Source organism: Streptomyces sp. GD-15H (assembly GCF_045291515.1).
Lineage (GTDB): Bacteria > Actinomycetota > Actinomycetes > Streptomycetales > Streptomycetaceae > Streptomyces.
The window spans coordinates 7085001-7098571 of sequence record NZ_CP149447.1; the positions used below are offsets into that span (position 1 = coordinate 7085001).

The window sequence follows — 13571 nt, forward strand, 5'->3', positions numbered from 1 at the left end:
TGGTTCTCCCCGAAATGCATTTAGGTGCAGCGTCGCGTGTTTCTTGCCGGAGGTAGAGCACTGGATAGGCGATGGGCCCTACCGGGTTACTGACCTTAGCCAAACTCCGAATGCCGGCAAGTGAGAGCGCGGCAGTGAGACCGTGGGGGATAAGCTCCATGGTCGAGAGGGAAACAGCCCAGAGCATCGACTAAGGCCCCCAAGCGTACGCTAAGTGGGAAAGGATGTGGAGTCGCCCAGACAACCAGGAGGTTGGCTTAGAAGCAGCCACCCTTGAAAGAGTGCGTAATAGCTCACTGGTCTAGTGATTCCGCGCCGACAATGTAGCGGGGCTCAAGCGTACCGCCGAAGTCGTGTCATTGCAGCACATGGGGCCAACGCCCGCTGTGATGGGTAGGGGAGCGTCGTCTGCCGGGCGAAGCAGCCGCGGAAGCGAGTTGTGGACGGTTGACGAGTGAGAATGCAGGCATGAGTAGCGAGACACACGTGAGAAACGTGTGCGCCGATTGACTAAGGGTTCCTGGGTCAAGCTGATCTGCCCAGGGTAAGTCGGGACCTAAGGCGAGGCCGACAGGCGTAGTCGATGGACAACCGGTTGATATTCCGGTACCCGCCATGAGGCGCCCAGCGCCGAACCGGGCGATGCTGAGCCCGCGACGCCGCCCCTAAGCCTTCGGGCGAGGGGGAGTGGCGGAGCCGGCGGACCAGACCCGCAGTAGGTGAGTGATGGGGTGACACAGGAAGGCAGTCCAGCCCGGGCGGTGGTTGTCCCGGGGTAAGGGTGTAGGACGGCGTGCAGGCAAATCCGCACGCCATGCGTCCGAGACCCGATGCCGAGCCGATTGCGGCGAAGTGGACGATCCTATGCTGTCGAGAAAAGCCTCTAGCGAGTTTCATGGCGGCCCGTACCCCAAACCGACTCAGGTAGTCAGGTAGAGCATACCGAGGCGTTCGGGTGAACTATGGTTAAGGAACTCGGCAAAATGCCCCCGTAACTTCGGGAGAAGGGGGGCCACGCCCGGTGAGCCGATTTACTCGGTGAGCGGGGGGTGGCCGCAGAGACCAGCGAGAAGCGACTGTTTACTAAAAACACAGGTCCGTGCGAAGCCGTAAGGCGAGGTATACGGACTGACGCCTGCCCGGTGCTGGAACGTTAAGGGGACCGGTTAGTCCCGCTACGGCGGGGCGACGCTGAGAACTTAAGCGCCAGTAAACGGCGGTGGTAACTATAACCATCCTAAGGTAGCGAAATTCCTTGTCGGGTAAGTTCCGACCTGCACGAATGGCGTAACGACTTCTCGACTGTCTCAACCATAGGCCCGGTGAAATTGCACTACGAGTAAAGATGCTCGTTTCGCGCAGCAGGACGGAAAGACCCCGGGACCTTTACTACAGTTTGATATTGGTGTTCGGTTCGGCTTGTGTAGGATAGCTGGGAGACCGGGAAGCCGCCACGCCAGTGGTGGTGGAGTCGTCGTTGAAATACCAGTCTGGTCGTGCTGGATGTCTAACCCGGGTCCGTGATCCGGATCGGGGACAGTGTCTGATGGGTAGTTTAACTGGGGCGGTTGCCTCCTAAAGGGTAACGGAGGCGCCCAAAGGTTCCCTCAGCCTGGTTGGCAATCAGGTGTTGAGTGTAAGTGCACAAGGGAGCTTGACTGTGAGACCGACGGGTCGAGCAGGGACGAAAGTCGGGACTAGTGATCCGGCGGTGGCTTGTGGAAGCGCCGTCGCTCAACGGATAAAAGGTACCCCGGGGATAACAGGCTGATCTTCCCCAAGAGTCCATATCGACGGGATGGTTTGGCACCTCGATGTCGGCTCGTCGCATCCTGGGGCTGGAGTCGGTCCCAAGGGTTGGGCTGTTCGCCCATTAAAGCGGTACGCGAGCTGGGTTTAGAACGTCGTGAGACAGTTCGGTCCCTATCCGCTGCGCGCGCAGGAGTCTTGAGAAGGGCTGTCCCTAGTACGAGAGGACCGGGACGGACGAACCTCTGGTGTGCCAGTTGTCCTGCCAAGGGCATGGCTGGTTGGCTACGTTCGGGAGGGATAACCGCTGAAAGCATCTAAGCGGGAAGCCTGCTTCGAGATGAGGGCTCCCACCCACGTGATGGGGTAAGGCTCCCAGGAGATGACTGGGTTGATAGGCCGGATATGGAAGCACGGTAACGTGTGGAGTTGACCGGTACTAATAGGCCGAGGGCTTGTCCCCAGGTTGCTCGCGTCCACTGTGTTGGTTCTGAAACCACGAACGCCGCCATGTGTGGTGCATGGTGTCGGTTGTCGAGTGTTTCGTAGTGTTTCGGTGGTCATAGCGTAGGGGAAACGCCCGGTTACATTCCGAACCCGGAAGCTAAGCCCTACCGCGCCGATGGTACTGCAGGGGGGACCCTGTGGGAGAGTAGGACGCCGCCGAACTCCTTTTAGAGCTCTGGCTCTCGGGCATGAAGCCCGAGAGCCAGAGCTTTTTTGTGTTGAGGTAGGGTCAGTGAGCATCATTGGTACGTTTCCCCCAGGAGGTCCCCGGGTGGAGGTCCAGGAGACTCGCGTCCAGACGGACCGTGTCCTCACCATCCCGAACATCCTCAGTATGGCGCGGCTTCTCGGCGTGCCCCTCTTCCTGTGGTTGATCCTCAGGCCTGAGTTCGGCGGCCCGAAGAGTGACGGCTGGGCGCTTCTGGTGCTCGCTCTGAGCGGTGTCAGTGACTACCTGGACGGCAAACTCGCGCGACGGTGGAATCAGATCAGCAGCCTCGGCCGGCTTCTTGATCCTGCGGCCGACCGGCTCTACATTCTGTCGACTCTGCTCGGACTCACCTGGCGCGAGATTCTTCCGCTCTGGTTGACTGCCGTACTACTGGCACGTGAGCTGGTTCTGCTGGTGATGGTAGGTATCCTCCGGCGTCACGGCTATCCGCCGCCGCAGGTGAACTTCCTCGGGAAGGCGGCCACCTTCAACCTGATGTATGCCTTCCCCTTGCTCCTGCTCAGTGACGGTAGCGGCTGGATCTCGTCACTCGCTGCTATTTTCGGATGGGCGTTCGCTGGATGGGGTACAACGCTGTACTGGTGGGCAGGAGTCCTCTACGTGGTCCAGGTCCGCCGCCTGGTGCGTGCGGACGCCATGGCCGGTTGAACTCGCTGATTGGCACGCGCAGAGTCGCGCGGTGGCCCGCAGTGGAAACGTGCGGGACAATCTTGGCGGGTGAAGTCGGCTAGACCGTCGTCTCTTAGAGGAGGGCGCTTCCGACATGAAGGCCGTCGTGATGGCCGGGGGTGAAGGCACACGCCTTCGCCCCATGACCTCAAGCATGCCCAAGCCGCTTCTGCCAGTGGCCAACCAGCCGATCATGGAGCACGTTCTGCGGCTGCTCAAAAGGCATGGGCTCAACGAAACCGTGGTGACCGTCCAGTTCCTGGCGTCGCTCGTCAGGAACTATTTCGGTGACGGCGAAGAGCTCGGAATGGAGCTCACCTATGCCAATGAGGAGAAGCCACTCGGTACCGCGGGAAGCGTCAAAAATGCCGAGGAGGCATTGAAGGACGATACCTTCCTTGTCATTTCCGGCGACGCTCTGACAGATTTTGACCTCACCGAGCTGATCAATTTCCACAAGGAAAAGGGTGCACTGGTCACGGTCTGTCTGACCCGAGTGCCCAATCCCCTGGAATTCGGTATCACCATTGTGGACGAGCAGGGCAAGGTCGAGCGCTTCCTGGAGAAGCCGACCTGGGGGCAGGTCTTCTCCGACACGGTGAACACCGGGATCTACGTCATGGAGCCCGAGGTTTTCAACTATGTCGAGCCGGATGTATCCGTCGACTGGTCCGGTGACGTCTTCCCGCAGTTGATGAAGGAAGGCAAGCCCGTCTACGGCTTTGTCGCCGAAGGTTACTGGGAAGATGTCGGCACCCACGAAAGCTATGTGAAGGCGCAGGCCGATGTCCTGGAGGGCAAGGTCGACGTCGACATCGACGGCTTCGAAATCTCGCCGGGCGTATGGGTGGCCGAGGGTGCCGAAGTACATCCCGATGCCGTGCTGCGCGGACCGCTCTACATCGGTGACTACGCCAAGATCGAGGCCGGCGCCGAGATCCGAGAGCACACGGTGGTGGGGTCCAACGTCGTCGTGAAGAGCGGGGCCTTCCTGCACAAGGCCGTCGTCCACGACAACGTGTACGTTGGGCCGCACAGCAACCTGCGGGGCTGCGTTCTCGGCAGGAACACCGACGTCATGCGCGCGGCGAGGATCGAGGACGGCGCCGTCATCGGCGACGAATGCCTGATCGGTGAGGAATCGATCGTCCAGGGAAATGTGCGGGTCTACCCGTTCAAGACGATTGAGGCGGGCGCCTTCGTCAACACCTCGGTCATCTGGGAATCCAGAGGACAGGCGCATCTCTTCGGAGCCCGTGGGGTGTCGGGAATCCTGAACGTCGAGATCACTCCGGAACTCGTCGTGCGGCTGGCCGGCGCCTACGCGACGACGTTGAAGAAGGGATCGACGGTGACCACGGCCCGGGACCACTCCCGCGGTGCCCGTGCCCTGAAGCGTGCGGTCATCTCCGCGTTGCAGGCCAGCGCCATCGACGTACGGGACCTGGAGAACGTACCGCTGCCCGTGGCCCGGCAGCAGACCGCGCGGGGCAGCGCGGGCGGCATCATGATCCGCACCACGCTCGGCGTGCCCGACTCGGTCGACATCATGTTCTTCAACGGGCAGGGCGCCGACCTCTCGCAAGGCAGCCAGCGCAAACTGGACCGGGTGTTCGCGCGGCAGGAGTACCGGCGTGCGTTCCCGGGAGAGATCGGCGATCTGCACTTCCCGGCGAGTGTCTTCGACTCGTACACCGGGTCGCTGCTGCGGAACGTCGACATCACGGGAATCGCGGAGTCCGGACTGAAGGTCGTCGTGGACGCGTCGAACGGCAGCGCGGGACTCGTTCTGCCGAGTCTGCTCGGCAAGCTCGGAGTCGACTCACTGACCATCAACCCCGGCCTGAACGAGTCCAGGCCGACCGAGACGGCCGACATGCGACGCTCGGGGCTGGTGAGGCTCGGCGAGATAGTGGCGTCCTCCGGTGCCGCGTTCGGTGTGCGATTCGACCCCGTCGGCGAGCGGCTGTCCCTGGTCGACGAGAAGGGGAGGATCGTCGAGGACGACCGGGCGCTGCTCGTACTGCTCGACCTCATCGCGGCCGAACGGCGCAGCGGCAAGGTCGCGCTTCCCGTGACCACTACCAGGATCGCCGAACAGGTGGCGGCCTATCACGGCACGCAGGTGGAGTGGACGACCACCTCGCCCGACGACCTGACGCGCGTGGGCGGGGAGGAGGGGACGATCTTCGGCGGTGACGGCAAGGGCGGCTTCATCGTCCCGGAGTTCAGCCGGGTCTACGACGGCACCGCGGCCTTCGTCCGGCTCATCGGTCTGGTGGCGAGGACGCAGCTCACGCTCAGCCAGATCGACGCGCGGATCCCGCGCGCGCACGTGATCAAGCGCGATCTGGCAACCCCGTGGGCCGTCAAGGGACTGGTGATGCGGCGGGTCGTCGAGGAGGCCGGTGAACGCTTCGTGGACACCACAGACGGTGTACGCGTGGTGGAGAGCGACGGCCGCTGGGTGATGGTGCTGCCCGACCCGGCCGAGGCGGTCACCCACCTGTGGGCGGAGGGACCCGACGATGCCTCCGCCCAGGCCCTGCTCGACGAATGGGCGGCCGTCGTGGACAGCGCGGGACGATAGAGGGGCGGGACGGCAGAACCAGTGGTACGCGTGCGTGCCGGGCAAGTGTCCCCAACGGGGCCTGTCCGGCACGCCGGTAGGGCCGTTCGGTGGTAGCGGCCGTGGCGTGCGACGATGTGCGGCATGCCGCAGCAACCCCCCGTTCGGAGCACATCCCAGCGGCCTCCGCGCCCGGACGCGTCCATGTCGTTGCTCACCAACGTGATGGACCACAGCCTCGACGAGGGATATGCCGAGGCCGCCGAGCGGAAGCAGGCCGACGGCAGCGGCGGCATGCCGAAAACCCTCAGGGCGAAACTGGGGCTCGCCGGTGGTCTGGTGCTCGCGGCCCTGGTCGTGACCGTCGGAGCCGCGCAGGCCAGGGTGGCGGCTCCAGTCGTCGCCAAGGAGCGCGAGGAACTGATCGACAGGATCGACCGCGAGACCGAGGCGGCGGACAAGCTCAAGGACGGCGTCGACGCGCTCCGTGACGATGTGGGCGCGCGGCAGCGGGAGGCGCTCAAACACAGCGGTGAGGGCGACCGTACCGAGCTGGTGGGCATCCTGGCGGGCGCCGTCGCGGTGCACGGACCCGGGGTGAAGCTCGTGGTGAACGACGCCAAGGACACGAGCGCCGGCGGGGACGGCGACGCGCGGTCGACCTCGGGGTTCTCCGATACCGGGCGAGTCCGCGACCGTGACATGCAACGCGTGGTCAACGGCCTGTGGGAGTCCGGCGCCGAGGCCGTCTCGATCAATGGGCAGCGACTGACCGCCCTGTCTGCGATCAGGGCCGCGGGAGACGCAATACTGGTCGACAACAGGCCGCTGGTACCGCCGTACACGGTGCTCGCGGTGGGGGACGGCCGGCAGCTGAGCAGCCGGTTCCAGGACAGTGCGGACGGGCTGTATCTGCAAGCCCTGGAGAAGAGCTACGACATCCGCACCGAACTTTCGGTGGAGGACGACCTCCGGCTGCCCGCCGCACCGAGTGTGATCGTACGAACCGCACAACCGATAACCGAGACGACAACCGCAACTGAGAAGGGCACATCGTGATCGCCGTACTGGGCCTCGTCGTGGGAGTCGTGGCCGGCCTGTTGGTCCGGCCCGAGGTTCCGGCGGTCGTCGAGCCTTACCTGCCGATCGCCGTCGTGGCGGCGCTCGACGCCGTCTTCGGCGGGCTGCGGGCCATGCTCGACGGCATCTTCGACGACAAGGTCTTCGTGGTGTCGTTCCTGTCGAATGTGGTCGTGGCCGCGCTGATCGTCTTCCTCGGCGACAAGTTGGGCGTGGGAGCCCAGCTGTCCACCGGGGTCGTGGTCGTTCTCGGCATCCGAATCTTCTCCAACGCCGCGGCGATCCGCCGGCACGTGTTCCAGGCGTGAGGCCGATGAGCGATCACGTGCACGACAGGACGACGCCCGGGCCGGCATCCGGACCACGCCCGGCACCCGGGGGCAGCCTCCGCAAGGAGCTGCCCGACGAGGTACCCGCGCCCGAGCCCGCCGCCGCGGGCGAGGAGGGAGAGACACCGCCGGAGTCGCCCGGATCCGGTCTGACCGGACGGCAACGGCTGGTGAAGGGGCTGTGGCCGCCACGGATCACCCGGGCTCAACTCATCGTCGCCGTGCTGCTGTTCGGCCTGGGCTTCGGCCTGGCCGTCCAGGTCGCCTCGAACAGCGAGGGTGACAGTGCCCTGCGCGGCGCTCGCCAGGAAGATCTTGTTCGTATCCTCGATGAACTCGACGACCGCACAGAGCGTCTTGAGGATGAGAAGCAAGGGCTCGAGAAGCAGCGTGACGAGCTGGAGAACAGCTCCGACCAGGCCGAGGAGGCCCGGAGACAGACGGCCGAGAGGGAACGGCAGCTCGGCATCCTGGCGGGCACCGTGGCCGCGCAGGGGCCCGGCATCACGTTGGTCATCGAGGACACGAAGGGGATGGTGAAGGCGAACATGCTGCTCGACGCCGTCCAGGAGCTGCGCGCGGCCGGGGCCGAGGCCATTCAGCTGGACGGCGTGCGGGTCGTGGCAGGCACCTACCTGTCCGATTCCGGCAACGGGGTGAGTGTCGACGGGAACAAGATCACCGCTCCTTATCGTTTCAAGGTCATCGGCAAGCCGCAGGACCTCGAACCTGCGCTCAACATCCCAGGAGGTGTGGTGCAGACTCTCGAGAAGGAACAGGCCACCGCCTCCGTGGAGCGGTCGACCAAGATCGTCGTGGATGCCTTGCGATCGGCGGAGCAGCCTGACTACGCTCGGTCGTCCTCCCAGTGAACCGGGGGGGCATGGGGGGTGACCGGCGAGGGCATGAGGTTGCGGGGGGTCGGCGCACCGAATGGGTGGTGCGTGGTGGAAACTGTCTGGTGGATACGGACGTTGTGAGGATGTCCGGGTCGGCCAATGTGTTCAGTCAGGGTTCGTCCTGCCCCACGGGCGGGTCTGTTTCGGTCAAGGGGAATCGCCCGTGAAGTTGTTTGGGAAGTTGTTCGGCAAGAGCGCACGAGAAGGCCGCGACAGCGCGACTGCCCGGCATCGCGCACAGCCGGAGGCGGAAGGTTCACGTCCGCTGTTCCGGGACCAGGTGGGCGGCCAGAGCGAGGGGGTTGCGGGAGGTCTGGGCGCGCCGTCGGTTGACCCTGCGCAGTCGAGCGGCATAGGTTTCGGGCAACCGTCAACCTCAGGTACGGGTGGAGGGTTCTCCGACCCGTACGCGTCCCAAGCCCCCGGTGGGCAGGAGGCTCCGTCCATGTCGGCCCTGGTATGTACGAGGTGCGGTAACCGTAACCCGGAGAACAGCCGGTTCTGCTCCAACTGTGGAGCTCCGCTCCGGCCCGGAGTCGCCCCGGAGCGTCCCTCCGAGACGACCTCCACCATCTCCATCTCCGGTCTCGAGGCATACGACGCGGAGGCCACCGGTCAGACGCAGATGCCGATGCTGTCGCCCGAGGCGCAGGCGGCCGTCGACGCGCTGCCGGTGGGTTCGGCGCTCCTGGTCGTGCGCCGCGGGCCGAACTCGGGCAGCCGTTTCCTGCTGGACGGTGACCTGACGACGGCCTGCCGGCACCCGCAGAGCGACATCTTCCTGGACGACGTGACGGTCTCGCGACGGCACGTGGAGTTCCGCCGTGGCCAGGACGGTTCCTTCACGGTGGCCGACGTGGGCAGTCTGAACGGCACGTACGTCAACCGTGAGCGGATCGACCAGGTCGGTCTGTCGAACGGTGACGAGGTGCAGATCGGCAAGTACCGGCTGGTGTTCTACGCGAGCCAGCGGGGCTACTGACCCTCCCCGGGCTCCGTCCGGGGCACCCTGACCCCAGGGAAGGTCCATGCTTCACACACCGAGCGGCGGTGCCGGACACGGCACCGCCGCCGCGGAAACTGGACTGATGAGCATCGGCGCGGTGCTGAACGTGCTGCGCGAGGAATTCCCCGAAGTCACCATCTCCAAGATCCGCTTCCTGGAGTCGGAGGGGCTCATCGAGCCGCAGCGGACCCCCTCGGGGTATCGCAAGTTCAGCGCGGCGGACGTCGAGCGGCTCGGCCATGTTTTGAGGATGCAGCGGGACCACTATCTGCCGCTCAAGGTGATCCGCGAGCACTTGGAGGCCATGGAGCGCGGCGAGGCCCTCCCGCTGCCGGTGCTGTCCCGGCAGCGGGACGGGGAAGCCGGCCCGAGCCGTCCGTCGACCCTGGTGCCACGGCGGCCCGGATCGGGCGGGCGCAGCTGCTGGCGGTCGCCGGTATCGACCAGGAACAGCTCGCGGAGTGGGAGTCGTACGGGCTGCTCGCTCCCGTCGAGAACGAGGTGTACGACGCCGAGGCGGTCACCGTCGCCGGGCTCATCACCGAGTTGGGGCGGTTCGGGATCGAGCCGAGGCACCTGAGGGCGATGAAGGCCGCCGCGGAGCGGGAGGCGGGGCTGGTGGACCAGGTCGTCGCTCCGCTCAAACGCCACCGTAACCCGCAGACCAGGGCTCATGCGGAGGCGCGTACGAAGGAGCTCGCCGGTCTTACGGTGAAGCTGCACGCCGCGCTGGTGAGTTCGGCGCTCGGGGTGCGGCTGCCCTGAGGAGCAGGGGGCGGGGAGGACCGGATCGGCCGCCCGATCCCGACCCGACTATCCAAACGTCCCGGGCACGGCCTAGGGTTGCTGTGTGAACGAGCTCGATGTCGTAGGTGTCCGGGTCGAAATGCCCTCGAACCAACCGATCGTGCTGCTGCGCGAAGTGGGAGGCGACCGGTACCTCCCCATCTGGATCGGACCGGGGGAGGCGACGGCCATCGCCTTCGCCCAGCAGGGCATGGCTCCCGCGCGCCCGCTGACCCACGACCTCTTCAAGGACGTGCTGGAAGCCGTCGGCCAAGAGCTCACGGAAGTGCGCATCACGGATTTGCGCGAGGGGGTCTTCTACGCGGAGCTGGTCTTCGCCAGCGGCGTGGAGGTGAGTGCCCGGCCGTCCGACGCCATAGCGCTGGCGCTGCGCACGGGTACGCCGATCTACGGCAGTGACACGGTGCTCGACGACGCGGGGATCGCCATCCCGGACGAGCAGGAGGACGAGGTGGAGAAGTTCCGCGAGTTCCTCGACCAGATCTCGCCGGAGGATTTCGGCTCCAGCAGTCAGTGAGTGGCGGTGACCGCCCCGCCGGATTCCCGCTCGGGGCGGCGATGCGTGAGGGCGTCGCACGGCCCGAGCAGAGGGCATTCAGCCAGCCTTTCCCCGCGATGGGGCACGGGAAACCACTCTTAGGGTGATTATCACTCGGCGTGCCGAGTGTGGCGATCGTTGACGGGCCCTTGGCGACTGCCTACCGTCGAGGAGGCAGGTCGAGGACGGAGGTCGGCGTGAGAAGCACCGGCGACGGTACGGCCGGGGGTGCCCCCGGACACGGTCTCGGGGTGAGCGGTCCGTACCCTCCCCCAGGCCCTCAGCCCCGCGCGAGCGGGGCGTATGCCCATCACGGCAGCGCGGCCGATCACGCTCCGCAGCGGCCGGCGGCCGTGCCGAGCAGCGGAGGGACGACGACGTCCATGGTGTCCGAGGAGATCGGCTATCGCGGCCCCACGGCCTGCGCGGCCGCCGGCATCACCTACCGGCAACTGGACTACTGGGCCCGCACGGGACTGGTCGAACCAAGTGTGCGGCCCGCTCACGGCTCCGGGACACAGCGGCTGTACAGCTTCCGGGACGTCGTCGTCCTGAAGATCGTCAAGCGGTTCCTGGACACCGGTGTGTCGCTGCAGAACATTCGTACCGCCGTCCAGCATCTGCGGGAGCGAGGCTTCCGTGACCTGGAGCGCATGACGCTGATGAGCGACGGCGCCACGGTCTACGAGTGCGGCACGCCGGATGAGGTCCATGCCCTGCTCCAGGGCGGCCAGGGCATTTTCGGGATCGCCGTCGGTGTGGTGTGGCGGGATGTCGAGAGCGCGCTGTCCCAGCTGCACGGGGAGCGTGTCGACACCGGGGAGACGCTGATCGGGCCCAACCCGGCGGACGAGCTGGCACGGCGGCGGAACCGCGCGGTCTGAGCCGTCAAGGCCGGCTGAGCGGTCCGTGTTGCCCGGGACGGTCGATGACCGGTCCGTGCGGCAGGGCATTGTCAGTGGCGTAGGGCAGCATCGGAGATGTGAGATCCGCGCCTACCATCCTGCATCTCGACATCGATGCCTTCTTCGCCTCGGTGGAGCAGGCGTCCAAGCCCAGCCTGCGAGGGAAAGCCGTGGTCGTGGGCGGGCTCGGGCCGCGTGGAGTGGTCGCCACCGCCTCGTACGAGGCCCGGGTCTTCGGCGTGCATTCCGCGCTGCCCATGGCGCAGGCGCGGCGGCTCGCGCCGAACGCGGCGTATCTCGTACCGCGCTTCGCGTTCTACCGGTCGATCAGCGATCAGGTGATGGGGCTGCTGCGGGCGATGTCGCCGCTGGTGGAACCGTTGAGCCTGGACGAGGCGTTCGTGGACCTGGAGGCCGGCGGGGCGGCCTGGGATGCGCGATCGGCACGGCTGGCCGGGGAGAAACTGCGCGCGGACATACGGGCGGTCACCGGGCTCACCGGATCCGTCGGGCTCGCCGCCTCCAAGATGCTGGCGAAGATCGCCTCGGAACAGGCCAAGCCCGACGGGCTGGTGCTGATCGAGCCGGGGAGCGAGCGGGCCCTGCTGGCGCCGCTTCCGGTCCGGACGCTGCCGGGAGTGGGGCCCGCCACCGGTGACCATCTGCGGAGGGCCGGGATCCACACGGTCGACGAACTCGCCGAGGCCGGGGAGGACGAGCTGGTGCGGTTGCTCGGCAAGGCACACGGACACGCGCTGTACGCCATGGCCCTGGCGCGGGACGAACGGCCCGTGGTGGCCGAGCGGGAGACGAAATCGGTGTCGGTCGAGGACACGTACGACGTGGACATCCACGACCGGGTGCGGGTCGCGACGGAGGTCCGGCGGCTCGCCGATCGCTGTGTGCGCAGGCTGCGGGGAGCGGGGCTGTCGGGACGGACCATCGTGCTGAAGGTGCGGCGCTACGACTTCTCGACGCTCACCCGGTCCGAGACACTGCGGGGGCCCACGGACGATCCGACGGTGGTGCGCGAGGCGGCGGCACGGCTGCTGGACTCGGTCGACACGACGGGCGGAGTACGGCTGCTGGGCGTGGGAGTCAGCGGACTCGCGGACTACACACAAGAGGACTTGTTCGCGCAGGCGGCGGGGGGCCAGGGGGAGGAGTCGCCGGGCGAGGAGGACCAGGCGGCCGCACCCACGGAGGAAGGACAGCACACGAGCGCGGAGCGGCGCTGGCCGGCCGGGCACGATGTACGGCACACCGAGTACGGGCACGGGTGGGTCCAGGGCAGCGGCCTGGGGCGGGTCACGGTCCGGTTCGAGACGCCCGGCTCGGCGGCGGGCCGGGTGAAGACCTTCCGCACCGACGACCCGGCCCTGCAACCGGCGGATCCGCTGCCACTGGTGGAGCGAAGACCCGGGGAGGGCGAGAGGCCACGGGGCGGCGCGGAGACGAGCGACGGCACGGGGGCGAGTCCCGGTGTCATGGACCCGGGGCCCTCGCACGTGTGAGCGGACCTCGGACAGTGATGTGCCGGGGAGTCCTCGAAGCACGGCGTCACGGGGCACGGTTCCGGCCGGCCCCTGCCGCCCCGGGCCTCGTGCTCCCGGCTTCCGGGGGTCTGTCAGGCCGGGTGGTCGTCGCGGTCGGAGAGTTCGCCGAAGTCGTGGTCCGGAAGCGGGGGAGGAGCGGAGATGTCCAGACCGTAGTGGTGGTAGAGCTGGAGTTCCTGCTCCGGGGAGAGATGGCGGCCCACGCCGAAGTCGGGGGCATCCTTGATCAGGGCGCGTTCGAAGGGGATGTGGAGGCCGCCGTCGATCAGCTCGCTCGGCTCCAGGGGGACGAAGGCGTCCCTGCTGAACAAGCCGGTGCGTATCGCCGCCCACTCGGGTATGCCGGTGGCGTCGTCGAGATAGACCTCGTCGATGGTGCCGATCCGGGTTCCGTTGCGGTCGAACGCCTTGCGGCCGATCAGGTTGCGCGGATCGATGTCGGTCTGCACGGGCCCTCCACTGGTCGCAATCCGCAATCATTCGTCAGCACTACAGAACGGCACAATTGGGTCGGCGGCCACTCGAAGGTCCGGGTGTTGCCCTCGCTGGTACGCTGGCAGCGGCTGCTGACCCCGTGCGGGAGAGTCCTCCACACACCATCGGAGGGCGCCGAAGGAGCAAATCCTCCCCGGAATCTCTCAGGCCCACGTACCGCATGGACGAGGTCACTCTGGAAAGCAGGGCGGGTGTCGACGGCTCCCGCTCTCACCGACGGTGAAAGCCGG

General features: G+C 66.5%; 10 protein-coding genes, 2 rRNA genes, 1 pseudogene and 1 riboswitch (1 of these 14 only partly in view). Of the genes and pseudogenes, 12 read left to right on the forward strand and 1 reads right to left on the reverse strand.

Going from position 1 to position 13571, the window contains the following annotated elements:
* The 12 genes and pseudogenes from WJ438_RS33480 to WJ438_RS33535 form a co-directional block, all read left to right on the forward strand.
* Window positions 1-2212: ribosomal RNA gene (locus tag WJ438_RS33480) — 23S ribosomal RNA — on the forward strand; it begins 910 nt to the left of the window's first position.
* Window positions 2213-2301: 89 nt separating this feature from the next.
* Window positions 2302-2418: ribosomal RNA gene (rrf, locus tag WJ438_RS33485) — 5S ribosomal RNA — on the forward strand.
* 109 nt (window positions 2419-2527) lie between these two features.
* Window positions 2528-3136 (forward strand): CDP-alcohol phosphatidyltransferase family protein, encoded by a 609-nt coding sequence (locus WJ438_RS33490; protein ID WP_406728525.1) that lies wholly within the window; start codon window positions 2528-2530, stop codon window positions 3134-3136.
* Between the two features lie 115 nt (window positions 3137-3251).
* The gene (locus tag WJ438_RS33495; RefSeq protein WP_406728526.1) at window positions 3252-5747 is read left to right on the forward strand and encodes a sugar phosphate nucleotidyltransferase; all 2496 of its coding nucleotides are present in this window, start codon (window positions 3252-3254) and stop codon (window positions 5745-5747) included.
* Window positions 5748-5870: 123 nt separating this feature from the next.
* On the forward strand, window positions 5871-6785 hold the full coding sequence (locus tag WJ438_RS33500; RefSeq protein WP_406728527.1) for a DUF881 domain-containing protein: 915 nt from the start codon (window positions 5871-5873) through the stop codon (window positions 6783-6785).
* Window positions 6782-7114 (forward strand): small basic family protein, encoded by a 333-nt coding sequence (locus WJ438_RS33505; RefSeq protein WP_131564207.1) that lies wholly within the window; start codon window positions 6782-6784, stop codon window positions 7112-7114. Before WJ438_RS33500 ends, WJ438_RS33505 begins: the two co-directional genes overlap by 4 nt.
* 5 nt (window positions 7115-7119) lie before the next feature.
* Window positions 7120-8007 (forward strand): DUF881 domain-containing protein, encoded by an 888-nt coding sequence (locus WJ438_RS33510; protein ID WP_406728528.1) that lies wholly within the window; start codon window positions 7120-7122, stop codon window positions 8005-8007.
* A 61-nt stretch (window positions 8008-8068) separates the two neighbouring features.
* Window positions 8069-9016, forward strand: coding sequence for an FHA domain-containing protein (locus WJ438_RS33515; protein ID WP_406728529.1), 948 nt, complete (start codon window positions 8069-8071; stop codon window positions 9014-9016).
* Window positions 9017-9062: 46 nt separating this feature from the next.
* Window positions 9063-9805 (forward strand): annotated as a pseudogene (locus tag WJ438_RS33520) (MerR family transcriptional regulator).
* 85 nt (window positions 9806-9890) lie between these two features.
* Window positions 9891-10364, forward strand: coding sequence for a bifunctional nuclease family protein (locus WJ438_RS33525; RefSeq protein WP_003988851.1), 474 nt, complete (start codon window positions 9891-9893; stop codon window positions 10362-10364).
* Between the two features lie 218 nt (window positions 10365-10582).
* Complete coding sequence (locus WJ438_RS33530) at window positions 10583-11269, forward strand: MerR family transcriptional regulator (protein ID WP_406728530.1); 687 nt, start codon at window positions 10583-10585, stop codon at window positions 11267-11269.
* A gap of 98 nt (window positions 11270-11367) precedes the next feature.
* On the forward strand, window positions 11368-12804 hold the full coding sequence (locus tag WJ438_RS33535; protein ID WP_406728531.1) for a DNA polymerase IV: 1437 nt from the start codon (window positions 11368-11370) through the stop codon (window positions 12802-12804).
* Between the two features lie 113 nt (window positions 12805-12917).
* On the opposite strand, the gene WJ438_RS33540 is transcribed toward WJ438_RS33535, so the two are convergent.
* Window positions 12918-13295: a PRC-barrel domain-containing protein gene (locus WJ438_RS33540; RefSeq protein ID WP_406728532.1), complete on the reverse strand. Its 378-nt coding sequence runs from the start codon at window positions 13293-13295 to the stop codon at window positions 12918-12920.
* A 118-nt stretch (window positions 13296-13413) separates the two neighbouring features.
* A riboswitch (glycine riboswitch) is annotated at window positions 13414-13510 on the forward strand.
* The last annotated feature ends 61 nt before the right edge of the window (window positions 13511-13571 follow it).

Coding starts and splice junctions, on each gene's coding strand:
- WJ438_RS33495 (WP_406728526.1), top strand. CDS start 3,252: ATGAAGGCCGTCGTGATGGCCGGGGGTGAAGGCACACGCCTTCGCCCC.
- WJ438_RS33500 (WP_406728527.1), top strand. CDS start 5,871: ATGCCGCAGCAACCCCCCGTTCGGAGCACATCCCAGCGGCCTCCGCGC.
- WJ438_RS33510 (WP_406728528.1), top strand. CDS start 7,120: ATGAGCGATCACGTGCACGACAGGACGACGCCCGGGCCGGCATCCGGA.
- WJ438_RS33515 (WP_406728529.1), top strand. CDS start 8,069: ATGGGTGGTGCGTGGTGGAAACTGTCTGGTGGATACGGACGTTGTGAG.